At 62.6% G+C, this 25,491-nt stretch carries 19 protein-coding genes; 16 read left to right on the forward strand and 3 right to left on the reverse strand.

Features of this window, described 5'->3' with window-relative positions; genetic code table 11:
- Positions 1-2,705, reverse strand: a 2,705-nt coding sequence (locus HBO12_RS12495) for a retention module-containing protein (RefSeq protein WP_170042280.1), incomplete at its 3' end; no start/stop codon positions are given.
- A 340-nt stretch (positions 2,706-3,045) separates the two neighbouring features.
- Between HBO12_RS12495 and HBO12_RS12500 the strand changes: the two genes are divergently transcribed.
- The 15 genes from HBO12_RS12500 (at position 3,046) to HBO12_RS12570 (ending at position 21,991) form a co-directional block, all read left to right on the forward strand.
- On the forward strand, positions 3,046-4,392 hold the full coding sequence (locus HBO12_RS12500) for a TolC family outer membrane protein (RefSeq protein WP_029298771.1): 1,347 nt from the start codon (positions 3,046-3,048) through the stop codon (positions 4,390-4,392).
- 41 nt (positions 4,393-4,433) lie between these two features.
- Complete coding sequence (locus tag HBO12_RS12505; protein WP_170042281.1) at positions 4,434-6,590, forward strand: type I secretion system permease/ATPase; 2,157 nt, start codon at positions 4,434-4,436, stop codon at positions 6,588-6,590.
- Positions 6,580-7,941: an HlyD family type I secretion periplasmic adaptor subunit gene (locus tag HBO12_RS12510; protein ID WP_029298775.1), complete on the forward strand. Its 1,362-nt coding sequence runs from the start codon at positions 6,580-6,582 to the stop codon at positions 7,939-7,941. The genes HBO12_RS12505 and HBO12_RS12510 overlap by 11 nt, the downstream gene beginning before the upstream one ends.
- A 225-nt stretch (positions 7,942-8,166) precedes the next feature.
- On the forward strand, positions 8,167-9,051 hold the full coding sequence (locus HBO12_RS12515) for a TauD/TfdA dioxygenase family protein (RefSeq protein ID WP_170042282.1): 885 nt from the start codon (positions 8,167-8,169) through the stop codon (positions 9,049-9,051).
- A 14-nt stretch (positions 9,052-9,065) separates the two neighbouring features.
- Complete coding sequence (locus tag HBO12_RS12520; protein WP_169953999.1) at positions 9,066-10,091, forward strand: ABC transporter substrate-binding protein; 1,026 nt, start codon at positions 9,066-9,068, stop codon at positions 10,089-10,091.
- A gap of 1 nt (position 10,092) precedes the next feature.
- Entirely contained in the window at positions 10,093-10,944 is an 852-nt protein-coding gene (locus HBO12_RS12525; RefSeq protein WP_169953998.1) for an ABC transporter ATP-binding protein, read from the forward strand.
- Positions 10,945-10,956: 12 nt separating this feature from the next.
- On the forward strand, positions 10,957-11,805 hold the full coding sequence (locus tag HBO12_RS12530) for an ABC transporter permease (protein WP_170042283.1): 849 nt from the start codon (positions 10,957-10,959) through the stop codon (positions 11,803-11,805).
- 99 nt (positions 11,806-11,904) lie between these two features.
- On the forward strand, positions 11,905-12,531 hold the full coding sequence (locus HBO12_RS12535; RefSeq protein ID WP_169953997.1) for an energy transducer TonB: 627 nt from the start codon (positions 11,905-11,907) through the stop codon (positions 12,529-12,531).
- 52 nt (positions 12,532-12,583) lie between these two features.
- Positions 12,584-13,504 (forward strand): LysR family transcriptional regulator, encoded by a 921-nt coding sequence (locus tag HBO12_RS12540; protein ID WP_169953996.1) that lies wholly within the window; start codon positions 12,584-12,586, stop codon positions 13,502-13,504.
- Between the two features lie 209 nt (positions 13,505-13,713).
- Positions 13,714-15,249 carry an MFS transporter gene (locus tag HBO12_RS12545; protein ID WP_170042284.1) on the forward strand — a complete coding sequence of 512 codons (1,536 nt, stop codon included), beginning with the start codon at positions 13,714-13,716 and terminating at the stop codon, positions 15,247-15,249.
- A 25-nt stretch (positions 15,250-15,274) separates the two neighbouring features.
- Positions 15,275-16,333: an HlyD family secretion protein gene (locus HBO12_RS12550; protein WP_169953994.1), complete on the forward strand. Its 1,059-nt coding sequence runs from the start codon at positions 15,275-15,277 to the stop codon at positions 16,331-16,333.
- On the forward strand, positions 16,330-17,775 hold the full coding sequence (locus HBO12_RS12555) for an efflux transporter outer membrane subunit (protein ID WP_170042285.1): 1,446 nt from the start codon (positions 16,330-16,332) through the stop codon (positions 17,773-17,775). The genes HBO12_RS12550 and HBO12_RS12555 overlap by 4 nt, the downstream gene beginning before the upstream one ends.
- A 73-nt stretch (positions 17,776-17,848) precedes the next feature.
- Positions 17,849-18,358: a sigma-70 family RNA polymerase sigma factor gene (locus HBO12_RS12560; protein WP_170042286.1), complete on the forward strand. Its 510-nt coding sequence runs from the start codon at positions 17,849-17,851 to the stop codon at positions 18,356-18,358.
- Entirely contained in the window at positions 18,355-19,311 is a 957-nt protein-coding gene (locus tag HBO12_RS12565; protein WP_170042287.1) for a FecR domain-containing protein, read from the forward strand. Before HBO12_RS12560 ends, HBO12_RS12565 begins: the two co-directional genes overlap by 4 nt.
- 226 nt (positions 19,312-19,537) lie before the next feature.
- A complete protein-coding gene (locus tag HBO12_RS12570) occupies positions 19,538-21,991 on the forward strand; it encodes a TonB-dependent siderophore receptor (protein ID WP_170042288.1) in 2,454 nt (817 codons plus the stop codon).
- A gap of 44 nt (positions 21,992-22,035) precedes the next feature.
- Here the strand turns inward: HBO12_RS12570 and HBO12_RS12575 are convergent, their stop codons facing one another.
- On the reverse strand, positions 22,036-22,743 hold the full coding sequence (locus HBO12_RS12575; RefSeq protein WP_170042289.1) for a DUF3142 domain-containing protein: 708 nt from the start codon (positions 22,741-22,743) through the stop codon (positions 22,036-22,038).
- A 4-nt stretch (positions 22,744-22,747) separates the two neighbouring features.
- On the reverse strand, positions 22,748-24,904 hold the full coding sequence (locus tag HBO12_RS12580) for a PA5441 family protein (protein ID WP_170042290.1): 2,157 nt from the start codon (positions 24,902-24,904) through the stop codon (positions 22,748-22,750).
- Between the two features lie 149 nt (positions 24,905-25,053).
- Here HBO12_RS12580 and HBO12_RS12585 point away from each other — a divergent pair, with 149 nt between their 5' ends.
- A complete protein-coding gene (locus tag HBO12_RS12585; protein ID WP_170042291.1) occupies positions 25,054-25,296 on the forward strand; it encodes a DUF2789 domain-containing protein in 243 nt (80 codons plus the stop codon).
- Positions 25,297-25,491 lie beyond the last annotated feature (195 nt).

Below are 25,491 nucleotides of genomic sequence, written 5' to 3' on the forward strand. Positions count from 1 at the left end.
GGAGCAGTCAGGGTCACTGTCGTGGTGTTATCGGTACCTGGGGTATCAGTAACAGTCGTGGTGACCTTGTCAGTCCCCGGGACCAGATTTTCAAAGTGCTCGCCACCGGCGACTTCTTTAATGCCGGTAGTAACGGTTTGGTCGCCTTTGTAGACGTCGTCCGGAGCCACAATCGAAACGGTACCGCTCGACTGGTTCACGCCAATGGTGATGACCTGGTTGTTATCCAGAGTCACAGTCACAGGGCTGGTGATGTTAGTCACCGGCGCGCCGTTCTTATCCACCAAGGTAGCGGTGTAAACAATCTCGCCGCCTTCACCGACAGTTTTGGTCGCGGTCAGAACCACATCAACCTTGTCGATGGTGTCGTTGATCTGCGTTGTCGCCCCACCCGGTGCGATATCAAGCTTCTCGAAACCACCACCCACGACGTCCGGATTGATCGTGACGTTGATCGGGCCTGCATCTTTGAATACGTCGTCGCTCGGTGCCTTGGACGTCACCTGGCCGGTCGTCTCGCCCTTGGCGATAGTGATGACGTCACCATTGCTCAAGGTCAGGGTCAGGTCGCTGCCGGCCTTGTTGCTCAAGGTCGCGGTGTAGGTGATGTTGCCACCTTCGTCGGCCTCGCCTGGCGCAGTCAGGGTGACGGTGGTGGTGTCGGTGGTGCCGGGTGTGTCGGTCACGGTGGTGTTGACCGGCGTGGTGCCAGGCACCAGGTTCTCGAAATGCGCGCCGCCGGTCACATTGGTGATAGCGGTGGTGACGGTCTGGTTGCCCTCATACACATCGTTTGGCGCAACAGTGCTGGCAGTGCCCGCGGATTGGCCGACGCCAATGGTGATGGTCTGGCCATTGTCCAGCGTCACGGTCAACGGATTGGTGGTGTTGGTGACCGGGTTACCGGCCTTGTCCACCAGCGATGCGGTGTAGACGATCTGACCGCCTTCGCCCACGGTGGTTGTGGCGGTCAGGACCACATCGACCTTGTCGATGGTGTCGTTGACGGTGGTGGTCGCGCCATCGCCTGCCACTTCCAGTTTTTCGAAGTTACCGCCATTAGTCTCGACGATCTTTACCGTTTGCGTGCTTTTGTCGACAAACACATCATCGCCCGGAGCATCGACGGTGACGGAGCCAACGGTTTCACCTGCCTTGATGACGATGGTCGAACCGTTGTCCAGCTTCAGGGTAACGTCGGTGTCCGCTTTATTGGACAGCGTGGCGATGTAGGTGATCTGGCCGCCTTCGCTGACATCGCCAGGCGCAGTCAGCGTCACCGTGGTGGTGTCGACCGAATCGGTGATGGTGGTGACGGCTGGCGTGGTGTTGGGCACCAGGTTTTCAAAGTTGCCACCGGTTGTGCCGGTGATGGTCGTCGTGACGGTGCTGCCGTTGACGTAGACGTCGTTCGCCGGGGTGTCGACCACCACGGTACCGACGGACTCGCCGGCCTTGATGGTGATCACCGAACCGTTGGACAAGGTCACGGTCACCGGGGTTTGCGCCGGGTTGGTCAGCGTCGCGGTGTAGGTGATCTGGCCGCCTTCGGTGACCGTGTTGGTCGCGGTCAGGGTTACGCCGGTGTCGTCGACCGAGTCGGTAATCGTCGTGACGGCTGGTGTGGTGTTGGGCACCAGGTTTTCGAAGTTGCCACCGGTTGCCCCGGTAATGGTGGTGCTGACCGTACTGCCATTGGTGTAGACATCGTTGGCCGGCGTGTCGACCACCACCGTACCGGTGGACTTACCCGCCTCGATGGTGATCACCGAGCCGTTGCTCAAGGTAATGGTGACAGGCGTCTGCGCCGGGTTGGTCAGCGTCGCGGTGTAGGTGATCTGACCGCCTTCGGTCACCGTTTCGCCTGCTGTCAGGGTCACGGTGGTGGTGTCGATGGTGTCGGTGATCTGGGTAACTGCCGGCGTCGGGTCGACGGTCACGATCAGGTTGTTACCGCCAGTGGTGCCGGTGACGGTGACGCTGATCTGGCCTGGATCGATGTACGGGCTGTCGTTGGGCGCCAGGGGCACATTCACGGAGCCAGTCACCTGGCCGGCCGGGATGGTGATCACCGCGCCGTTGGACAGGGTGACGGTCAGGTTGCTGGTGGACGGCTGGGTCACCGTGGCGGTGTAGGTCAGCACGCCGCCGGCTTCGGTGATGGTCGGGGTGGCGCTCAGCGACAGGGTCGACGGCAACGGTGCTGCCGTGAGGGGATCGGTCGGCTGCCCGCCGAGTTCGTTGGTCAACGCATTGGTACCGAACCCCAGGCCTGCCGTCGGGAAACCAATGGACGGATCAACCGAGCCAGCCGTCTCATTGAGCATCACAAAGCTGTGGCCGCCACCGGCAGCGCCCGTGCCAGAAGCTGTCGCGCCTGCGGCAGTGGCTTCCAGGTCGGTGGTCGGGTCAGCGCCGGCGGCAATGGCCTGCTGCAGTTCGGCAACCGAAGGCGCGGCCTGTGCGGTGGCTTGGCTCAGGTCGGTGCTGGAGTCGGGCGCGTTGGCGCTCCACTGGGTATCACGGCCCAGGTCCAGGGTGCGGCCATCGGCCAGCTCCAGGCTGACGGCGCCCGACATGCCGGTGTCTATCTGGTCGCCGGCGAACAGGCGATCACCCTCAACAAGCACCCGACGGGCACCTTCCGGAGAAATGACGAAAACTTGGCCAACAATGCTTTTGACGATTGCAACAACACTGCTCATTGAAGATTTCTCCGGCGATCCATTCTGTGGGTGTTCCTGTGGCTGAGACCCTATGGGATTCATCAACCTGGGAAGTGCGTAGTTTATAAAACGGGTGACGTCAAATAATTGGCTATATTTTTTGGCGATTTACTTTATGCCAAACTATTGACCTTATTGGCGCCATCCTAAACAATCGCCTCGCTAATGTCACATTGATATTCACGCGGCGAACCGTCCTACATGTGTGAACCAGTTCCGCTTTTGAACTTTCCGACGTACGGTCATTACGGTAGCCATTTTCTAACGCAGCACGCCAAGTTGCTGTGACTTGAGACAAGAAGTCCTGGGGAATTTTTAAATGCGTTTGCACCTGCTTAAGGCAATACCGTTCGTTCTCGCCGCCAGTTTTGTACAAGCCCAAACCCTGCCCCAGGCCATGCAGCAAGCGCTGGATGTGCACCCGGAGATTCAGGCAGGTGTCAACGCTCGTATTGCTGCCGACTATCAGTTACGTGCGGCCAAGGGCGGTTACCTGCCCCGTGTCGACCTGAACGCCGGTTACGGCCGTGAAGGCACCGACAGTTCTTCCACCCGGGCACGTGGCGGCCACTGGGACACCCTTAATCGCGGTGAATCGAGCCTGCGCCTGCAGCAAATGGTTTTTGACGGTTTTGCCACCTCCAGTGAAGTTGGGCGTCAACAAGCCACCGTTAACTCCCGCGCTTTCTCGTTGCTTGGCACTTCCGAGCGCACAGCATTGACGGTAGCCCAGGTTTACCTGGACGTCCTGACCCGTCGTGAGTTCGTGCGCCTGGCTGAAGACAACCTGCGCAATCACGAGCGCATCTACGACCAGATCAAGTTGCGCACCCAGCGCGGCGTCGGCAGCGGGGCTGACCTGGACCAGGCCGAAGCCCGTCTGGCCCAGGCCCGCAACAACGTGATCACCGAGCAGACCAACCTGGCCGATGCCCAGACCAACTACCTGAGCGCTGTTGGCCAGGAAGCCGATCAGTTGGAGCGTCCGCCAAGCTTCATGGCGCTGCTGCCAGCAGACCTGAACGAAGCGCGCCGCCAGATGCTGGATAACAGCCCGATCCTGCGTTCGGCCGAATCCGACATCGCCGCCGCCGAAAAACAATACGAAGCCGCCAAGTCTTCCTTCTACCCACGCTTCGACGCCGAGTTGGGCCGCAACGCCGACAACAACATCGACGGCGACGCCAGCCACAACAATGGCTGGGAAGCCATGCTGCGCATGCGCTTTAACCTGTATGCCGGTGGCAGCAACAAGGCTGAGCTGGAGTCCAAGTCCTACCAGTCCAACCAGGCCCTGGATATTCGCAACAACGCCCTGCGTCAATTGAACGAAGAACTGGGCCTGGCCTGGAACGCCATGAACAACGCCAATGCCCAGGTGCCGATTGCCCAGCAATACGTCGACCACAGCAGCAAGGTGCGCGGCGCGTACCAAAAGCAATTCAGCCTGGGCGAGCGGACCCTGCTCGACTTGCTCGACAGCGAGAACGAACTGTTCACCGCTTCGCGTCGTCTGGAAGAGATAAAAAACGTTCAGTTATTTACTCAGTACCGAATCAAGGCGACCATGGGCGAGTTGCTCAAGAGCCAGGGAGTGGTCGCACCGATGGCCTCCGTCGTACAGAACGATGTGAAGCCGAAAGTTCAACTGCCTGGGATGAATTGAGCTATTCCTTATAGTCCCATCTGTTAGTTGAGAGAGCCCGCGTGGAATCAGAAGTCAGTCGAGTCCATCTCAGTCATGATCCACGCACATTGCACGACGACCCGTTACTCGACGGGTTGTTGGCTCTCTGCGCCCTGCACCAGAAGCCCGCCAGTGCGGCGATGCTGACCACCGGTCTGCCATTGCCGGCACAGCAACTGACTGCCGATTTGCTGGCCCGGGCCGCGGCCCGCGCCGGTTTGCAAGGGCGCCTGCTGCAACGCAAGCTCGATTCGATCCCCGCGATTGCCATGCCGGCGTTGTTGTTGCTCAAGGACGGTCGCAGCGCCGTGCTGCTCGGCTGGCAGGGTGAAGACGAAGCCCAGGTGCTGCTCAGCGAAAGCGATGGCGGTGAAACCATCGTCAAGCGTGAAGCCTTGGCCGATGACTACATCGGTAAAGTGTTCTTTGCCCAGCCCCAGCACAAATTCGATGTCAGCCACGGCACCCTGATCCCTCGGGCCCGCTCGTGGTTTCGCGATACCCTCAAGCGTTCGCGCTGGCTCTACGCCGATGCCATCGCCGCCAGTTTCCTGATCAACCTGATTGCCATGGCCGCGCCGCTGTTCGTGATGAATGTCTACGACCGCGTGGTGCCGAACCAGGCCACCGCCACCCTGTGGGTGCTGGCCACCGGTATTTTCATCGCCTACGTCTTCGACCTGGTCCTCAAGAGCCTGCGTAGCCTGTGCCTGGACCTGGCCGGCAAAAAAACCGACCTGATCATCTCGGCCACGCTGTTCGAGCGGATCGTCGGCATGTCAATGAAGTACCGCCCGGCGCGGGTCGGCAGTTTCGCCCAGAACATCCACGAGTTTCAGAGCCTGCGCGATTTTCTCGCGTCCCTGACCCTCACCAGCCTGATCGACCTGCCGTTCACCCTGCTGATCTTCATGGTGATCGCCATCCTCGGCGGGCATCTGGTGTGGATCCCCATGCTGGCCTTCCCGATTGCCCTGGGCATCGGCTACCTGCTGCAAAAGCCGTTGGTGGCCACCATGGAGCGCACCATGGCCCTGGCTTCCGAGCGCCAGTCGAGCCTGATCGAAACCCTGGCCGGGCTGGACGCGGTCAAGGTCAACAACGCCGAAAGCGAGCGCCAGTACCAGTGGGAACAGACCATTGGCACCCTCAGCCGCCTTGAGCTGCGGGTCAAAATGCTCTCCGGGCTGTCGATGAACATCACCCTGCTGATCCAGCAACTGGCGGGTGTGATCATGATTGTCTTCGGGGTCTACCAGATCATCGCCGGCAACCTCAGCATGGGCGGCCTGATTGCCTGCTACATGCTCAGTGGCCGCGCGCTCAGCCCCCTGGCGTCGCTGTCGGGCCTGATGACACGCTACCAGCAGGCCAAAGTCACCATGGTCTCCACCGACCAGATGATGGAGCTGCCCCAGGAGCGCAACTTCGAAGAGCGCCCCCTGAGCCGCCGCACCCTGCAAGGCGCCATCGAGTGCCGGGGCCTGAACTTTACCTACCCCAACCAGCAGAACATGGCGCTCAAGAACATCAACCTGGTGATCAAGCCCGGCGAGAAGATCGGCATCATCGGGCGTAGCGGTTCGGGCAAGAGTTCCCTGGCCAAACTGATCGTGGGGCTCTATCAGCCCGACTCTGGCGCCTTGCTGGTAGACGGCGTGGACATTCGCCAGATCGACGTCAGCGAACTGCGCCACAACGTCGGCTATGTGCCCCAGGACATCCAACTGCTGGCCGGTACCCTGCGCGACAACCTGGTCTCCGGCGCCCGCTACGTTGAAGACGAAGTGGTGCTGCAAGCCGCCGAACTGGCGGGCGTCCACGAATTTGCCCGCCTGCATCCGCAAGGCTACGAACTGCAAGTAGGCGAGCGGGGCCAGAACCTTTCTGGCGGCCAGCGACAAAACGTCGCCCTGGCGCGTGCCCTGTTGCTCAACCCGCCTATCCTGCTGCTGGACGAACCGACCAGCGCCATGGACAACACCGGTGAGGAACGCCTCAAACAGCGCCTGCAAGCCGTTGTGGCAAACAAGACCGTGGTGCTGGTGACACACCGGGCGTCGTTGCTGTCTTTGGTGGACCGTTTGCTGGTCATCGACCGTGGGCAGATCCTCGCGGATGGCCCGAAAGCCGTAGTGATGGAAGCGTTGAAGAAGGGGCAGATCAGTGTTGCGTAAATTCAAGGACGCGGTCCGTCGTTACTTCATTGGTTCCGATTCGCTGGACGGCCAGCCACTGCCAGAGGTCAAGAAGGCCCTGATCGAAGATGCTCCGCGCGTCGTGCGGCTGACCATCTGGGGGATCATCGGGTTTTTCCTGTGCATGCTGCTGTGGGCCGGCTTTGCCAAGGTCGACGAAGTCACGCGTGGCGATGGCAAGGCCATCCCATCCTCCAAGCTGCAGAAGATCCAGAACCTGGAAGGCGGCATCGTCGCCGAGCTGTACGTCAAGGAAGGGCAGATCGTCGAAGCCGGCGCGCCGCTGATTCGCCTGGACGACACACGTTTTGTCTCCAACGCCGGGGAAACCGAGGCCCAGCGCCTGTCCCTGCTGTTGCGCATCGAACGCTTGAACGCCCAGGTCGAAGACCGGCCGTTGAATATCCCTGAAGATGTGCGGGCTGCTGCGCCCACCCAGGCGATCAACGAGCAGTCGCTGTACGAAAGCCGGCGCCAGCAGTTCAAGGACGAAATCGGCGGCTTGCAGGAGCAACTGACCCAGCGCCAGCAGGAGATGCGCGAATACACCTCCAAGCAGGGCCAGTACCGTAACCAGCTGTCGTTGCAGCGCCAGGAAATCAACATGTCCGAACCCCTGGTCGCCCAGGGGGCGGTGTCGCCGGTGGAAGTGCTGCGCCTCAAGCGCGCAGAAATGGAAACCCGTGGCCAGCTGGACGCCACCACCCTGGCCATCCCCCGCGCCGATTCGGCGATCAAGGAAGTGCAGCGCAAGATCGACGAGACCCGCGGTAAATACCGCAGCGAAGCCCTGACCGAACTCAACGAAGCACGCACCGACTTGAACAAGGCCCAGGCCACCGGCAAAGCCCTCGAAGACCGGGTGAGCCGGACCCTGGTCACCTCGCCGGTGCGCGGGATCGTCAAGCAACTGCTGGTCAACACCATCGGCGGGGTGATCCAGCCGGGCAGCGACATGGTGGAAATCGTGCCGTTGGACGACACCCTGCTGGTGGAAGCCAAGATCCGCCCGCAAGACATTGCTTTCCTGCACCCGGGGCAAGAGGCCGTGGTCAAGTTCACCGCCTATGACTACACCATCTACGGCGGCCTCAAGGCCAAGCTGGAGCGCATCGGTGCCGATACCATCACCGACGAAGACAAAAAAACCACCTACTACATGATCACCTTGCGCACCGATCGCAGCCACCTGGGCACCGATGAGAAGCCGTTGATCATCATCCCCGGCATGGTCGCCTCGGTCGATATCATCACCGGCAAGAAAACCATCCTCAGCTACCTGCTCAAGCCCATCATCAAGGCCCGGGCGGAGTCGTTGCAGGAGCGTTGATCTCGATTGCCTGGCCTGGCCTCATCGCAGGCAAGCCAGCTCCCACATTGGATCGGTTTACACGGTCAAAATGTGGGAGCTGGCTTGCCTGCGATAGGGCCCTCAACTCCACCACACTTTCCGGCCTCAACCCCTTAAAAGGCCATATAGTTATTCTCTAACGGTATTTAAATTCCAGTTCTTATATCTATAAAGTCACTCTCCTGACTGCCAGGGAGTGATCTCATGTCCACCGCCACAGCCGCCTTGCCCACCGCCCAAACCTTCGACATCCGCCCATTCCCCGGCAGCGTAGGCGCCGAGATCATCGGCCTGGATCTGTCGCGTCCGGTCAACGACCAGGATTTCGCCCGCATCCACCGCGCGCACCTGGACCACCATGTGGTGGTGTTCCGCAACCAGCGCATCACCCCCGAGCAACAGATCGCCTTCAGCCGCCGTTTCGGCGTGTTGCAGATCCATGTGCTCAAACAGTTCCTGCTGGCCAACCACCCGGAAATCCTCATCGTCTCCAACATCATCGAAAACGGTCAATCCGTCGGCCTGGGCGACGCTGGCAAGTTCTGGCACTCGGACCTGTCGTACAAGGAACTGCCGAGCCTGGGTTCGATGCTCCACGCCCAGGAGTTGCCGTCCGAAGGCGGCGACACGCTGTTTGCCGACATGCACAAAGCCTGGGACCAACTGCCCGAGCATCTGCGCAAAGCCGTGGAGGGCCGCAGCGCCGCGCACTCCTACACCGCGCGCTACAGCGAAACCAAATTCGAAGGCAACTGGCGCCCGACCCTGACCCCCGAACAACTGGCCCAGGTCGCCGAGGTGGTGCACCCGGTGGTGCGCACCCACCCGGAAAACGGGCGCAAGGCACTGTTCGTCAGTGAAGGATTCACCACCCGTATCGTCGGCCTGCCCGAAGACGAAAGCCGCGACCTGCTGGCCCAGCTCTACGCCCACAGCGTCCACCCGCACAACATCTACCGCCATAGCTGGCAGCCCCACGACCTGGTGTTCTGGGATAACCGCTCGCTGATCCACCTGGCCGCCGGTTGCCCCAGCCACCTGCGCCGCAAGCTGTTTCGCACCACCATCCAGGGCGACGCCCCCTTCTGATTCGGAGCATGACCATGTCCAGCAAAACCCCCTTTGCACGATTGGCCGCGACCGTGGGCCTTGGCATCAGCCTGTTGGCCGGCAGTCTGGTTGCCCCGACTGTCGCCCAGGCTGAAGGCCAGATTCGCATTGCCGAGCAGTTCGGCATCGTTTACCTGCTGCTCAACGTGGTGCGCGACCAGAACCTGATCGAGAAATACGGCAAGCAGGAAGGTATCGACATCAAGGTCGACTGGACCCAGTTGTCCGGCGGCGCGGCGGTCAATGACGCGTTGCTTTCCGGCTCCATCGACATTGCCGGCGCCGGTGTCGGCCCGCTGCTGACCATCTGGGACCGCACCCACGGCAAGCAGAATGTCAAAGCCGTGGCCTCCCTGGGCAACTTCCCGTACTACCTGGTCAGCAACAATCCCAAGGTCAAGACCATTGCAGACTTCACCGAGAAAGACCGCATCGCCGTGCCGGCCGTGGGGGTTTCCGTGCAGTCGCGGTTCTTGCAATACGCTGCGGCCAAGCAATGGGGCGACAAGGAATTCAATCGCCTGGATAAATACACCATCGCCGTGCCGCACCCCGACGCCACGGCCGCGCTGATCGCCGGCGGCACCGAGCTGACCGGGCACTTCTCCAACCCGCCGTTCCAGGATCAGGCCCTGGCCAACCCGAACGTGCATGTGGTGCTCAACACCTATGACCTGCTGGGGCCGAACTCGCCGACCGTGTTGTTCGCCACCGAGAAGTTTCGCAACGACAACCCGAAAACCTACAAGGCCTTCATCGATGCCCTGACCGAGGCCGCGCAGTTCGCCCAGAACGACAAGGGCGCTGCCGCCGACACCTATATCCGGGTGACCAAGGCCAAGATCGACCGGGCCGAGTTGCTGAAAATCATCGACAACCCGCAATTTGAGTTCAGCGTCACGCCGAAAAACACCTACCCACTGGCTGAATTCCTCTACCGCGTGGGCGCGATCAAGAACAAACCCGAGTCGTGGAAGGATTACTTCTTCCAGGATGCCAAGCCGCTGCAAGGGAGCTGAGATGAACGCGCCTTTGCAAGGCCACACGGCCAGCAACCTGAGTCCCGCCCAAGCCTTGCTCGCGGTGGATCAAGTCAGCCTGGAATACCGCACCCCCGAACGGGTGGTGCGGGCCACTCACCAGGTCAGCTTCGAGATCGATCCGGCTGATCGCTTTGTACTGCTGGGGCCTTCGGGCTGCGGCAAATCCACGCTGCTCAAGGCGGTGGCCGGCTTTATCAAACCCTGCGAAGGCGAGATCCGCCTGCTGGGGCAAAAGGTCGAGCAACCGGGCCCGGATCGCATCGTAGTGTTCCAGGAGTTCGACCAACTGCCGCCCTGGAAAACCGTGAAGCAGAACGTGATGTTCCCGTTGCTGGCGTCCCGGACCCTCAAGCGCCGCGAAGCTGAGGAGCGGGCGTTGTACTACCTCGACAAGGTCGGTTTGAGCGCCTTTGCCGACGCCTATCCGCACACTCTGTCCGGTGGCATGAAGGCGCGGGTGGCGATTGCCCGGGCGTTGGCCATGCAGCCGAAAATCCTGTTGATGGACGAGCCCTTCGCCGCCCTCGATGCCCTGACCCGGCGCAAGATGCAGGAGGAGTTGCTGCTGCTGTGGGAAGAGGTGCGCTTCACCCTGCTGTTTGTCACCCACTCCATCGAAGAAGCCCTGGTGGTGGGCAATCGCATCCTGTTGCTGTCGCCCCATCCAGGGCGGGTGCGCGCCGAAATCCACAGCCATCAATACGACCTGCACAGCCTCGGCGGTGTGGCGTTCCAGGCGTCGGCGCGGCGTATTCATCGCCTGTTGTTCGATGAGTCGCCCGAGGCAGAAACCGAACTGGATTTCGCCGACATCCGCATCGCTTATTGAAGGACTGTGCCCATGCGCCAGGAATATGAAATCACCCTGCAACCGCTGCCCGGCGTGCCCGTGGAACGCGCCTTACCCCTGCGCCAACGCCTGTGGCAACAAGGCTGGCTGCGCAAGGGCCTGATCCTGATCGTGCTGGCGATCCTCTGGGAGGCGGCGGCGCGCTATCAGAACAACGACCTGCTGCTGCCCAGCTTCTTGCAGACCTTCCACGCCTTCTACGACGGCATTGCCAGTGGCGAGTTGCTGGGCAAGGTCAGCATCTCGCTGGTGGTGCTGCTCAAGGGCTACCTGATCGGCATCGTCCTGGCATTTGCCCTGACCACCCTGGCGGTCTCGACCCAGATTGGCCGCGACCTGCTGAGCACCCTGACCTCGATGTTCAACCCGCTGCCGGCGATTGCCCTGCTGCCCCTGGCGCTGTTGTGGTTTGGCCTGGGGCAGAACAGCCTGATTTTTGTGCTGGTGCACTCGGTGCTGTGGGCCTTGGCGCTCAACACCTACTCGGGGTTTATGGGGGTGTCGGAAACCCTGCGCATGGCCGGGCGCAACTACGGCCTCAAGGGCATGCGCTTTGTGCTGTTTATCCTGATCCCGGCGGCGCTGCCATCGATCCTCGCCGGCCTGAAAATCGGCTGGGCCTTTGCCTGGCGCACGCTGATCGCCGCCGAACTGGTGTTCGGCGCCACCAGCGGCAAGGGCGGCCTGGGCTGGTACATCTTCCAGAACCGCAACGAGTTGTACACCGACAAGGTATTCGCCGGGCTGGCGGTAGTGATCCTGATCGGCCTGCTCGTGGAAAACCTGGTGTTCGACACCCTCGAGCGCGTCACCGTGAAGCGCTGGGGCATGCAGCGCTAAATAGGAATTATTGCTCTTTGGCCGCTATGAGTCCGATAATGCCGCCCGAACCTGACGCCGCCCTGGCGTCAGGCCTGGCCGGTAAAAGGATTTACGAACATGCGGTTTCTTGTCTTGGCTGCAGCCTTACTCGCGTCGACAGCGGTTTTTGCCGGGTTTGAGCCTGAAGTGGTGTTCACGGTCAAGCCGGTGTACCCCAAGACCCTGACAACCACCCAGGGGCATGCGCGGATCAGCCTCAAGATCCACAACGACGGATCGGTCAGCGATGTAAAAGCGCTCAATGCCACCAAGCCCGCCTTTGGCGAAGCGGCTGTCGGTGCGGCCAAGCAATGGCGCTTCAAGCCGTGGACAGTGAGCGCCGAGCGGCCTGCGGTGGTCGAGGCGCGCAACGATATGCTGTTTTCGCCCGAGCCCATCAGCCGTGAAGGGGTGCAACTGAACTTTACCGAGGTGAAGTTTCAATCCTGCCGTGACTTGAGCGAGGAGGTCAGCCAGTTCCGCCGCGAGCATCCCACCCGCCCTTTGAGTGCCATGAAGAGCTTCGCCATCACCCGCGTTGCGGTGATGCTGCCGGCGTTCAGTGGCAAAACTACCTATGCCGACGGCCTGGTCCTGGCCGATCAGCTGGAAAACTTATTGCCGGAAATCGTCCGCCAGTGTCAGGCCAATCCCACCGCCACCTACGCCGATTACCTGCCGCATAGCCTGAAACAGTACCGATAAAGCCTGCTACGATTGCGTGCGCTGTACTCCACATTCATCACGAGTGCTTGGCATGCAATTACCGGACATGAACCTGCTGGTGGCCCTCGACGCCTTGCTCGACGAGGGCAGTGTGGTGGGCGCCGCACGGCGGATGAACCTCAGCCCGGCGGCCATGAGCCGCACCCTGACGCGCATCCGCGAGGCTGTCGGCGATCCGATCCTGGTGCGCGCCGGGCGCGGCCTGGTGCCCACGCCCAAGGCCCTGGAGTTGCAAGGCCAGGTGCGCAACGTGGTGGAGCAGGCGGCGTTGCTGTTCCGCTCGGCGGACGAGGTCGACCTGAGCACTTTGCGCCGGCGGTTCAGCGTGCGTGCCAATGACTTTTTTGTCGGCGTGTATGGCGGTCGTTTGTTCGATGCCATGGAACGGGTGGCGCCCCACTGCGAGCTGCGTTTTGTGCCGGAAGGCGACAGTGACGATGAAGCCTTGCGCGAAGGGCGCCTGGACCTGCGCGTCGGCAACACCATGCCGATCACCCCGGAAGTGAAGGTGCAGAACCTGTTCTCCACCACCTTCGTCGGCCTGGCCCGTGAAGGCCACCCGCTGTTCGACGAAGAAATCACTGCGGCGCGCTTTGCCAGCTACTCCCATATCAGCATCTCCCGGCGCGGTATCGCCCGTGGGCCGATCGACACTGCCCTCAGTGCCCAGGGCCTGGAGCGCCGGGTGGCGATGATCGCGCCGGGGTTTCACGGTGCGATGTTCATGCTGCCCGACTCCGACCTGATCCTGCCGGTGCCCAAGGAAGCGCTGTACAGCGCCAATCGCCTGAAACTGCCACTGCGCGCATTCACCCTGCCGATTTCCCTGCCGACCCTGGTCCTGACCCAGGCCTGGCACCCGCGCTTCGACAAAGACCCGGCGCACCGATGGCTGCGCGAAACCATGCGCGAAAGCTGCGCGGCGACCTGGCGCGAAGCCCAGCCGGTCTGATGACCCCGATCAAATGTAGGAGCTGGCTTGCCTGCGATAGCGGTGTGTCAGCTAACGCATCTGTAACTGATACACCGCTATCGCAGGCAAGCCAGCTCCTACGTTCAATCATTGCGTCTGATGCAGTTATAACCTTCCCACAAGTCAGTTTTCGTCATGTCTAAGCCTTATTAAACTGCTCGGGTATTCTATTGCCGAGTTGTACCTTCATGACTTCCCTCGCTGCCCCCGCGCCCTTGGCCGCCGCCAAACCCGCCGCCGTCAGCCCCCCTGTGTTCGGCCCACGGATCATCATCGGCCTGGTTGGCGTGCTGCTGGCGGTACTGGTCTCGGGCCTGAACGAAATGGTGACCAAGGTCGCCCTCGCCGATATCCGCGGTGCGCTGTACATCGGGTTTGACGAAGGTACCTGGCTGGTTGCTGCCTACACCGCCACTTCCGTCTCGGCCATGGCCTTTGCGCCGTGGTGTTCGGTGACGTTTTCGCTGCGCCGCTTCACCCTGTGGGCCATCGGCCTGTTTACCCTGCTGGGGGTGCTTTGCCCGCTGGCGCCGAATTATGAAAGCCTGCTGGTACTGCGCACCCTGCAAGGCCTGGCCGGTGGAGCCTTGCCGCCGATGCTGATGACCGTGGCCCTGCGTTTCTTGCCGGCCCACGTCAAGCTCTACGGCCTGGCCGGCTATGCCCTGACCGCCACTTTCGGCCCCAGCCTCGGCACACCGTTGGCGGCACTCTGGACCGAATACGTCGGCTGGCAGTGGGCGTTCTGGCAGATCGTCGCACCGTGCCTGCTGGCCATGGCCGCCGTGGCCTACGGCTTGCCCCAGGACCCGCTGCGCCTGGAGCGCCTCAAGCAGTTCAACTGGCGCGGCCTGCTGCTGGGCTTCCCGGCGATCTGCATGCTGGTGATCGGCATCTTGCAGGGCAACCGCCTGGACTGGTTCGAGTCGCCGCTGATCACCACGCTGCTGATTGGCGGGGTGCTGTTGCTGGTGCTGTTCATGCTCAATGAATGGTCACACCCGATGCCGTTCTTCAAGTTGCAGATGCTCGGCCTGCGCAACCTGGCCTTCGCCCTGATCGTGTTGGCCGGGGTGCTGGTGGTGTTGCAGGCGGTGATCATCCTGCCGTCCAGCTACCTGGCGCAGGTGCAGGGCTACCGGCCGCTGCAAACCGCACCGGTGATGCTGATCATGGCCCTGCCGCAGCTGATCGCGCTGCCCCTGGTGGCCGCCCTGTGCAACCTGCGCTGGGTGGATTGCCGCTGGGTGCTGGGGATTGGCCTGGGCATGCTGACCTTGTCCTGCCTTGGCGGCGCGCAACTGACCTCGGCGTGGATCCGGGATGAGTTCTACGTGCTGCAACTGCTGCAAATCTTCGGGCAGCCGATGGCGGTGTTGCCGCTGTTGATGCTGTCCACCGGCAGCATCGTGCCCACCGACGGGCCGTTTGCCTCGGCCTGGTTCAACACGGTCAAGGGCCTGGCGGCGGTGGTCGCCACCGGGGTGATCGAGGTGCTGACCACCCACCGCCTGCATTTCCACTCGACCATGCTGGTGGACGCCCTGGGTAACTCACCCCTGGCTGACAGCGATGCCGCGGGCCTTGCCCACCGCCTGCACCAGCAGGCCGTGGTGCTGACTTCTGCGGATCTTTATTACGTCATGGCCGGTGTCGCGGTGGCGTTGATCCTCCTGATTTTCTGGATGCCGACGCGGATTTTCCCGCCGCGCGCACCCGCTTGATTGTTGACTGAAACAAAGGATTTTTATGAAACGCAAAGACCAGATTGCCGTGACTGTTATCAGCGTATTCGCCGTGGGCGCGCTGGTGTACCTGCTGGCGCCGGGTGTGTTTGGCAGCAAGCGCCAGACCACCAACGACGCCTTCGTCGCCGCCGACTACACCTTGGTGGCACCACGGGTCGCCGGGTTTATCAAAGAGGTGTTGGTGGAGGACAACCAGCAGGTCAAGGCCGGGCAGTTGCTGGCGCTGATCGATGACCGCGACTTGCGCGCCGCCGCCCAGGCCGCCGATGCCGAAACCCTGATGGCCCAGGCCCAGCTGAAAAACGCAGTGGCCACCCTTGAGCGGCAAAGCTCGGTGATCGCCCAGGCCCAGGCCACGGTGGCCGCCGACCGCGCCGAAGTGGCCTTTGCCGAGCACGAATTGAACCGCTACAACCACCTTGCCGGAGTTGGCGCAGGTACCGTGCAGAACGCCCAGCAAGCCAGGACCCGCATCGACCAGGCCACCGCGCGGCTGGCCAACGCCACGGCGGTACTGGCCGCCGAGCGCAAGCAGGTGGAAATCCTCAGCGCCCAGCGCGATGCCGCCGAAGGTGGCTTGAAGCGTGCCCAGGCCGCGCTGGAAATGGCCAGCTATCAACTGTCGTACACGCGCATTGTCGCGCCGGTGGATGGCATGGTCGGCGAGCGGGCGGTGCGGGTCGGTGCCTTTGTCACCCCGGGTAGCAAGATCCTCGCCGTGGTGCCGTTGGCCGACGCGTATGTGGTGGCCAATTTCCAGGAAAACCAACTGTCCCACATGCACGCCGGCCAGGCGGTTGAAGTGCGGGTCGACAGCCTCGACGGTGAAGTCCTCAACGGCCACCTGGAAAGCCTGGCACCGGCCACGGGCGTGACCTTCGCTTCGGTCAAACCCGACAACGCCACCGGCAATTTCACCAAGGTGGTGCAGCGCATCCCGGTGAAAATCATCCTGGAGCCGGGCCAGGCGCAGGTTCATCGCCTGCGGGTCGGGATGTCGGTGGAGGCCAGCGTCAACACACAGCCCAGTGCGCAGCAACGTGAGGTGGCGCAGCAATGAGAAAACTCGCGCTGCTTACTCTCAGCCTGATCAGCCTGGGCGCTTGCACCGTCGGCCCGGATTTTAAGCGCCCCGACGCGCAGCCAGCGGCGCACTGGGCCGAGCCCCAGGGGCGCCAGGCCGCCAGCCGTGCGGTCAGCGACCCATTGGAAGAGCAGTGGTGGGACGTGTTCCACGACCCGCAACTGTCGGCCCTGGTGCGCCGGGCATTGAACGACAACCTCGACCTGAAAATGGCCAGCAGCCGCCTGCAACAGAGCCGCGCGGTGCGCCAGGTGACGACTGCCGAGCGCTACCCGCAGGTCAGCGCCGACGGCAACTATGGCCGCAAACGCAATAGCGCCAACGGCCTGAGCGATCCCTCCGGCAATAACGGCCGTTCGGCCTTCAACCTGTGGGACGCGGGCTTTGCGGCCTCCTGGGAACTGGACTTCTGGGGCCGGGTACGGCGCGAAACCGAAGCCGCCGACGCCACCCTGCAAGTGGCCGAAAACGACCGCCGCAGTGTGCTGCTGTCGGTCTTGGCCGAGACTGCCCAGGACTACATCCAGCTACGCGGCGTGCAAAGTACCCGTGCGGTCACCGAGCAAAACCTCGACGTCGCACGGCGCAGCCTGAAGCTCTCGCAACTGCGCTTGGCCGATGGCGTGGCCACCCACCTGGATGTCGCTGAAGCTGCGGCGCAAGTGGCCGCCATCGAAGCGCGCCTGCCGGATTTGCAGCAGCGCCAGGACCAGTTGATCAACGCCCTGAGCCTGCTGATGGGCCAGGCCCCGCAAGCCTTGCATGCACAACTGTCGCCGGACGCGGCGGTGCCCCAGACCCAGCGCCAGGTTGCGATTGGCCTGCCGTCGCAACTGGCACAGCGCCGCCCGGATATCCGCCAGGCCGAGGCGCGCCTGCATGCGGCGACCGCGAGCATCGGCGTGGCCAAGGGCGACTTCTACCCACGGATCACCCTGTCGGGCAGCCTCGGTTCCCAGGCCATGCAATTGTCGGATCTGGGCTCCTGGGGCTCACGCACCTTTGCTTTCGGCCCATCGCTGAGCCTGCCGCTGTTCAACGGCGGCCGCCTGCAAGGCATGCTCGATCTGCGCGAAGCCCAGCAGCAGGAAGCGGCCCTGGCGTACCAGCAGACCGTGTTGCGCGCCTGGCATGAAATCGACGACCAGTTGACCCGCTACAACGCCAGCCAACTGCGCCGCGACAGCCTCGCCGAAGCCGTGCGCCAGAACCAGATTGCCCTGGACACCGCCCAGCACCAGTACGTCGAAGGGGTGGTGGATTTCGTCAACGTGCTCACGGTGCAGAGCGCCTTGCTGGCGACCCAGGAGCAATGGGTGGAAAGCTCCACCGGCGTGTCCCTGGCCATGGTCGGCTTGTACAAGGCATTGGGCGGGGGCTGGGAGTCGGTGTATCCGTTGCAGACCGCCGGGCGGTAACTGATAAAGTTTTTTGCCAGTCGCGATACAAGCTGTAATGATAATTGCTCTCAATAGTGCATCCGGGCGATTCATGGACACCGCGACTGACGGCCAGCAACAGCTTCATCTCCTGTACCGCGACCATCATGGCTGGCTGCAAGGCTGGCTGCGCAAGCGCCTGGGCGACCGTGAGCACGCCGCCGACGTGGCGCAGGACACCTTCCTGCGCCTGCTGGTGTCGGGGCGTTTTCCCGGGGCCAAGGAGAGCCGCAGCTACCTGACGCAGATCGCGCGCAACCTGGTGATCGATCAATGGCGGCGCCTGCGCATCGAGCGCGCCTATCTGCAAAGCATTGCCCACCTGCCGGAGCCCGAGTCGCCGTCCCTGGAAACCCGCGCATTGATCCTCGAAACCCTGATGCAGATCGATGCCATGCTCGACCGCATGCCCGAGAACGTGCGCCGGGCGTTCCTGTTGTCGCAGTTCGAAGGTCTGACGTACGCGCAGATCGCCGAGCGCCTGGGGGTAACGATCAGCTCGGTGCAGAAGTACATGACCCGCGCGATCATCGCCTGCTACCAGGTGGCTTACGAAGAATGAGAGCCCGCCATGACGCGCCGATTGCCCAGGCCGTGGTCGAACAGGCCAGCGAATGGTTGATGCTGCAATGGGGTGGCGAATTCGACGGGGCCCAGCGCCAGGCCTTTGCCCATTGGCAGGCCGCTGACCCGGAGCATCGTCGCGCCTGGCAGCGGTTGCAGCAGTTGCAGCAGACCTTGGGCGGCGTACCCGCAGACAGCGCCCGCGCGGTGTTGCGCGACGCGCCGGACCCACAGCGTCGGGCTGCGTTGAAACTGCTCGGGCTGTTGCTGGTAGCCGGTGGCAGCGGCTACCTGGTGCAGGGCAGCCAGCCGTGGCGGGCGGCGTTTGCCGAGCACCGCACCGCCACGGGCGAAATTCGCCACCTGACCTTGAGCGACGGCACCCACCTGGACCTCAACAGCGACAGTGCCATCGACCTGCGCTTCAGTGCCACTGAGCGGCGCATCCGCCTGATTCGTGGCGAGATCCTGCTGACCAGCGGCCACGACCCGTCCCGCCCGCTGATCGTCGAAACCGCTGCGGGCGATATCCAGGCCCTGGGCACCCGCTTTGCCGTGCGCGAACTGGACGACGGCAGCCGCGTCGACCTGTATGAAGGGCGCCTGCAGGTCCGCCCGGTACAGGGTGTGCCGGTGCTGATGAACGCGGGTGACAGCCTGTGGTTCAGTGCAACGCAGACCTCGGCAGTGACTGCGCTGGATGCCAACGCCAGCAGTTGGGCCCAGCACCGCCTGATTGCCGAGCGCCAGCCGCTGGGGCGTTTTGTGGCTGAACTGAGCCGTTATCGGCCGGGGGTGTTGCGCTGTGACGAGGCCGTGTCCGGGCTGTTGCTGACCGGTGTGTTTCCGCTCAATGACACCGATGCGATCCTCACCGCCCTTGAGCGCTCATTGCCGGTACGGGTGCATGCGGTGACGCGTTACTGGGTCACCATCAAACCCAGGGTCTGACTCGATCAACTGTAGGAGCTGGCTTGCCTGCGATAGCGGTGTATCAGTGACAGATGGGCCAACTGACCCACCTCTATCGCAGGCAAGCCAGCTCCCACATTGATGGTGTTTTGGTGTGGAAAGTCAGTGGCCGCATTTTTTTTGATTTTCTTTTGTCGGTTTTTCAATCCCGTCCGGGATACCTCTTGAAAGCCAATCAAGAAGCGTTCTCACGGGGAGTCCTGCAATGCCGCACCACCCAATCCAACCCCTGGCCCGCGCCCTGCGCCGTGGCCTGTTTGTCAGTGTGCTGGCGACTGTGCCGCTCGTCCCGACCCTGGTCGAGGCCCAGGAGAGCGCTGGCGAAGCCTTGCGCCAATACAACATCCCTGCTGGCAGCCTGGACCAGGCGTTGAACCGTTTCGCCAGCGCTTCGGGGATTTTGCTCTCGGTGGATGCATCACTGACTGCCGGCAAACGCAGCCCTGGCTTGCAGGGCCGCTATGCCACCGGGCCGGGCTTGGAGCGCTTGTTGGCCGGCAGCGGCCTGGTGGCGCTGCAGTCGGGCGGCGGCTGGTCGGTGCAGGCGCTGTCGGGAGACGGTTCGGTGCAGTTGGGCGCAACCCAGATCAGCGCCCAGCAGGCCCAGGAAAACGCCTGGGGCCCGGTCGACGGCATCGTCGCCACCCGCAGCGCCACGGGCAGCAAGACCGATGCCGCGCTGGTGGAAATCCCCCAGACCATCAACGTGATCACCGCTGCCGAAATCAAGGCGCGCGGCGCGCAAAGCGTGACCCAGGCGCTGCTGTACACCCCCGGCATGAGCGCCGGGGGGTTCTCCGACCGGGTCAAGCTGTTCGACGAGCCGACATCCCGTGGCTTCTCGCCCACCCCTTTGTACCTCGACGGCCTGCACCTGCCTTACGGCGGCGGCAGTACCGGCGGTGCGTTGCAGATCGAGCCCTATTCCCTGGAGCGCATCGAAGTGCTCAAGGGCCCGGCATCGGTGCTGTACGGGCACAACCAGCCGGGCGGCATCGTCAATATGGTCAGCAAGCGCCCCAGCGAGACCCCGGTGCGCCAGGTTGTGCTCGAAACCGGCACCTACGAACACAAAAGCGCGGCCATTGACCTTAGCGGCCCGCTGGATGATCAAGGGCAATTCTTCTATCGCCTCACCGGGCGCCTCAAGGACGAGCAGGGCGAGATCGACTACTTCGAAAACCGCCGCCAATTCATTGCGCCGAGCCTGACCTGGCGGCCCAACGACGACACCAGCCTGACCCTGTTCGCCCAGTACCAGAAAGACAAGGGCGTGCCCGAGGCCCAGGGCCTGCCGGCGTCCGGCACGATATGGCGCAACCCCAACGGCAAGATCGACCGCGATGTGTTTATCGGCGAGCCGGGCGTCAACAAGTACAACCGCGAACAATTCGCCTTCGGCTACGAGTTGTCCCATCGGCTGAACGACACCTGGACCCTCAAGCAAAACGCGCGCTATGCCGAAGTGGACGACCGCTATAGGGCGCCGTTGCACGGCTACCGTTTTGTCGCCAACCCGGCCACTGGAGCGATGGATCAACGCTACCTGCAACGGTTCGGCGTGGACTGGAGGCAGAACAACAAAGTGATTGGCGTGGATAACATCGCCCAGGCCGAATTCACCACTGGCGAGTTCTCCCACACCCTGATCGTGGGCCTGGATTACTACCACTCCAACTCCAGGTTCCTCGGCCTTTATGACCGCAACCCGCCGATCATCGATCTGTTCAACCCGGTGTATGGCCAGCCGCTGAACTTCGGCCAGCCCTATCGCTGGGACAACACCATCACCCAGACCGGCCTGTACGTGCAGGACCAGATCAAGTGGGACAAATGGGCACTGGTGCTGGGTGGGCGCTATGACTGGGCCAATGTGGTCAACAAGGCGCCGCTGAGCGACGACCGCACCAGCAGCAAGGACCAGGCCTTCACCGGCCGCGCGGGCCTGGTGTACCTGTTCGATAACGGCCTGGCGCCGTTTATCAGCTACTCGGAGTCCTTCCTGCCGCTGTCCGGCACCGATGCCAACCAGAAACCCTTCGACCCGTCCACCGGCAACCAGTACGAAGTCGGCGTGAAGTACCAGCCCCCGGGCCAGGAAAGTTTTGTGCAGGTCTCGGTCTATCAACTGGACCAGGAAAACATCCTGACGGCCAATCCGCCGAGCAACTTCAGTAGCCAGAGCGGCGCCATGCGCTCGCGCGGCGTCGAGTTCGAAGCCAAGGCCGTGTTGAACGATTCCTGGGATGTGGTCGCTTCAGCGGCGCGCAACGACATCAAGTACACCAAGGACAACGAAGGTCGCGAAGGCCGCCACCCGGCCGGTATCTCACCCCTGACGGCGGCGCTGTGGGTCAACTACACCGTGATCGGCGACACCCCCCTGGCCGGCCTCGGCGCAGGCCTGGGCGCCCGCTACTCGCGCAGCAGCATGGGTGACTACTTTGCCGGCGCGTTCACCGTGCCGTCCTACACCGTCTACGATGCCAGCCTGAGCTACGACCTGGGCGCCTCGCCCCTGAAACTCAAAGGCGTGAAGCTGGCGATGAACGTGCAGAACCTTGCCAACAAGACCTACGTATCGCAGTGCACCAGCGACCTGGATTGCTACTACGGCGAAGGGCGTACGGTGGTGTCGAGCCTGACTTACGACTGGTAAGACGCTATCCCCTGTAGGAGCCGGCAAGCCGGCTCCTACAGGGATCAACCTGGGTTCTGCAAAAACACCACATACCCCCGAAACCACTCACTCCCCTGCAAATACCCCGGCTCCTGCCATTCCCCGCCCTGGATCAAGCCGATCTTGAACGGCATTCCCAGTCGGTTCATCCGGGGCAGGTACGCCGCGTAATCGGGGATGCTATGGCGGCCCTGATAGGTCTGCACCACCACTTCATCCACTACGCCCTTAAGCTGGGCGATGGCGGCCGGGTCGGCGTTGCTGCTCCAGTCCATCAGGCCGGTGATGCTCAGGCGCAACTCCTTCGGCAAGCGCTGGCGCAGGTCTTTGAGGAAGGTGGCGTATTCGTGCAGGTATTGGGTGCGGGCGTCGAAGTCGATCTGGATCCCGACCACCGGGTTGCCCGCTGCGCGCCAGCGTTGCACCTGCCCGAGCATTTTTGTGTAGACCGGTTCTGGCCAGCGCAAGGTATGGGCGCGGTAGACGATCCACACTTCGCCCTGGCGGATGCGCGGCACGCTCATGCCCTGGGCGATGAACTGCACGCCGCGTTCGGGCTGGCGGCGGGTCGAGTTGATCTGGCCCTGGAGGATGTACAGGGTCTTGGCCTGCTTGAGCACCGGCTGTGGCGCGACGCCGCTCCACAGCCAGAAGGCTTCATAGTCACGGGCGTCGACTGCGCCGAAGGCCGGGCTCGCCAGTACCAGCAGCGCCAGCCACAAGCCTTTCACCGGCTTACCAGTAGTACTGCAGCGATTTGCCCCACTGGGTGTCGGCAAACCCGGTTTTCAGCTGGCGGAACCAGCCCTTGCGCACGGCCTTGTCCACATCTTCGCCACCGCAGCTGTTATAGCCCGAAGGCGCATAGCAGTTGATCGCCCGGAACAGTGCATAGGCCTTGTCGTCACGGGGCGCCTTGGGGTTGGCGATCACTTGTTGGTAGCCCTCGAGCCGCGAGAAGGTTTCCCCGGTGAAGCCCGATGCAGTGCTGCCCAGGCTGCCGGCCGAGCGGGCCTGTTCCAGGGGCATGCCGTCCAGGCCGTTGCGCAGGATGAACTCACCCAGGCAGTTGAGGCCGTGTGGGTTTTTCGGGTCGGCCTGCAAGGTGCTGGCGGTTTGCGCGATGGTCGGGCAGGTGTAGCCGGAGGCGGCCTTGTCGCCGCTCCAACGGAACAGGGTCAGTGCCTGGCCACCGTCGTACACATAGCCCAGGCTGGTGCCGAGCTTGTCTGCGGCAGGGGCGGTCGGCAGTTGCTGCAAGTCTTGGGCAAAGGTCGCGAACTGGCCCCGCAGCAGGTCTTTGTAGAGCAACACAAATTGCGCGGTACTGCGCTCCAGCGGGTCGCTGGCCTGGCTGATCTGCTGGCGCAGCAACTCGGGCCCGGCCACGCTGCGCAACAGGATATAGCGCACTTGCTGGGTCTGGATCGGCGAGTCGACGGCGAACACCTTGGCCAATTGGCCGCTGCGTTCGTAGTTCATCGCCAGGGCCAGCTCCACTTGATCGCGCTGCAAGGGCTGCTTGGCCAGTGGCAGCAGTTGCAGCCACAGTGCCTCGGCGCCTTTCCAGTCCTGCTTGGCTTGCAGGGCCAGGCCGCGCAGGGTTTGCTGGCTGAATGCCAGGTAATCCAGGCTCGCTGGCAGCTCCTGTGGCAGATGCTTCAACGCCTGGTCTGGCTGGTGCTCGACATACAGGGCGAACGCCGCCTGCAAGTAGTCGTACAGCGCAGGCTCGTTGGCAAACGCGGCCTTTTGTCCGTCGAGGGTGGCGCGGGTCAGCTTGGGCGGGTTGTTGGCGCGCATCCACATCAGGTCGTTGATCGCCAGCAACAAGGGGTTGCGGATGGTCTCGGCGTAGCTGGTCAGCAGCTTGTTGTCGGTTTCTTCCACCAGCTCATCGATGGAGCCATTGCGCTCGGCATCGCTGGCCGCGGTCAGTTGCCAGGCGTAGTCATCGGCCAGTTTGGTCGCATCGCCCGCTAGCCAATGCACCCGGCGCAGCAGGCCACGAGCGGAAGGGGCGTATTCACCCTGTGGATAAGTGTTCAGGTAGCTGAGGAAACTGTGCTCGGCTTCGTCCAGCGCGGACTTATCCACAGCCTGGCGCTGGGGTAGGCCGTATTCATCGAAGGCATTTTCCTGGGCATGGTTGAGCGACGCGCGGGCGATCATGTACACCGCCGTTTCCTTCAGCCACGGCAACGTGGTCAGGGTGACTGCGGCAAATCCACGCTCGGCATACACAAAGCGCCCGCTGTAAAAGTCGGAGGCGGCGAGCAGGTAGGTGGTCAGTTCGCGACCCTGGGTGGAAGTGATCAACTGCGGCTCCAGCAGCACCTCGCCCTGCCAGTCGCAGGTGCCGAGCAGTTTCAGGCGGGCATTGGCCAGCAGTACACGCTCATTCGCCGGCACATCGGCGTTGGTCACTTGGCGCACAAAGTCGGTGGCGCTCTGCACATTGTTACTGCGGCAACGGCTGCCTTCGCCCCACAAAAACTGGTCGCCCGCCGCCGCCGTGACCTCGTGCTGGATGCCCAGCGCGGCCAACAACTGCGCAAGCTGCGTGCCTTGTTCTGCGGGCGTCTGCCCCTCGGGCGGGCGGGGCACCAGGCGATACACCGGGAACGGCACCGGGCCGAAGCCCTGGGCCAGGTCATCTTCACCCAGCGGATTGGGGGTCAGGGGCGCGTTCTTTTTTGCCGCGAGCAACAGGCGCAGGTTGGTCCGGCTGTCGTTGCCGGGGCTCAGGAACGGCATGTTGCTGCAAGCGGTCAGCGAATCCTGGGACACGCGCCAGTCGGGGTAGCACGAGTCGTCGCCACTGGCCTGGGCCTGCAGGGATACGCCGGCACACAGTGCCAGGGTCAGGGATGACAGAAGACCGATGCGCATGAATTGTCCTTATTCCGGGAGTCCGTGGATGCCGCTGGGCGGAAGGTGAAGATGATAACGTGAACATTGCAAAATGTTGCACGTATGGCCGCCAATCTGTGGGTTTTATCGGTCTAGACTGTGGGCAATTACCTCGTCTTGGAGTTGTCATGGAATCGCCTGTTCACAGCCTGCCGTCGTTGTTCAAACAGCTCGGACTGGCCGATGACGCCATCAGCATTGAGCGTTTCGTCGCCGTGCATTCACCACTCAAGCCGGAGTTGAAACTCGAAGATGCGTTTTTCTGGACGCCGAGCCAGAGGGCGTTTTTGCGCGAAGAAATCCTGGAGGATGCGGATTGGGCGGAAGTGGTGGATGAGTTGAATGTGCTGCTGCGCAGCGGTCGTGCTTAAGCGAACGCACTGTGCAAGACAACGGCAATCGAATGTGGGAGCTGTCGAGCCCCAGCGAGGCTGCGATAGCGGTGGGTGAGCCACCATCCATGCACGCAGTGCCACTGCCATCGCAGCCTCGCCAAGGCTCGACAGCTCCCACAGGGTGACGCGGTATGTGGGTGTCCCACCGCCTATCTGTGAATTTGTATCAAA

Source organism: Pseudomonas sp. WS 5059 (assembly GCF_012985525.1).
Taxonomy (GTDB): Bacteria; Pseudomonadota; Gammaproteobacteria; order Pseudomonadales; family Pseudomonadaceae; genus Aquipseudomonas.

Excerpts from the sequence above, each read along its gene's own strand:
- HBO12_RS12585 (WP_170042291.1), top strand. The coding sequence starts at position 25,054 with ATGGAATCGCCTGTTCACAGCCTGCCGTCGTTGTTCAAACAGCTCGGA.
- HBO12_RS12520 (WP_169953999.1), top strand. The coding sequence starts at position 9,066 with ATGTCCAGCAAAACCCCCTTTGCACGATTGGCCGCGACCGTGGGCCTT.
- HBO12_RS12530 (WP_170042283.1), top strand. The coding sequence starts at position 10,957 with ATGCGCCAGGAATATGAAATCACCCTGCAACCGCTGCCCGGCGTGCCC.
- HBO12_RS12560 (WP_170042286.1), top strand. The coding sequence starts at position 17,849 with ATGGACACCGCGACTGACGGCCAGCAACAGCTTCATCTCCTGTACCGC.
- HBO12_RS12545 (WP_170042284.1), top strand. The coding sequence starts at position 13,714 with ATGACTTCCCTCGCTGCCCCCGCGCCCTTGGCCGCCGCCAAACCCGCC.
- HBO12_RS12580 (WP_170042290.1), bottom strand. The coding sequence starts at position 24,904 with ATGCGCATCGGTCTTCTGTCATCCCTGACCCTGGCACTGTGTGCCGGC.
- HBO12_RS12570 (WP_170042288.1), top strand. The coding sequence starts at position 19,538 with ATGCCGCACCACCCAATCCAACCCCTGGCCCGCGCCCTGCGCCGTGGC.
- HBO12_RS12535 (WP_169953997.1), top strand. The coding sequence starts at position 11,905 with ATGCGGTTTCTTGTCTTGGCTGCAGCCTTACTCGCGTCGACAGCGGTT.
- HBO12_RS12540 (WP_169953996.1), top strand. The coding sequence starts at position 12,584 with ATGCAATTACCGGACATGAACCTGCTGGTGGCCCTCGACGCCTTGCTC.
- HBO12_RS12500 (WP_029298771.1), top strand. The coding sequence starts at position 3,046 with ATGCGTTTGCACCTGCTTAAGGCAATACCGTTCGTTCTCGCCGCCAGT.
- HBO12_RS12555 (WP_170042285.1), top strand. The coding sequence starts at position 16,330 with ATGAGAAAACTCGCGCTGCTTACTCTCAGCCTGATCAGCCTGGGCGCT.
- HBO12_RS12550 (WP_169953994.1), top strand. The coding sequence starts at position 15,275 with ATGAAACGCAAAGACCAGATTGCCGTGACTGTTATCAGCGTATTCGCC.
- HBO12_RS12515 (WP_170042282.1), top strand. The coding sequence starts at position 8,167 with ATGTCCACCGCCACAGCCGCCTTGCCCACCGCCCAAACCTTCGACATC.
- HBO12_RS12525 (WP_169953998.1), top strand. The coding sequence starts at position 10,093 with ATGAACGCGCCTTTGCAAGGCCACACGGCCAGCAACCTGAGTCCCGCC.
- HBO12_RS12565 (WP_170042287.1), top strand. The coding sequence starts at position 18,355 with ATGAGAGCCCGCCATGACGCGCCGATTGCCCAGGCCGTGGTCGAACAG.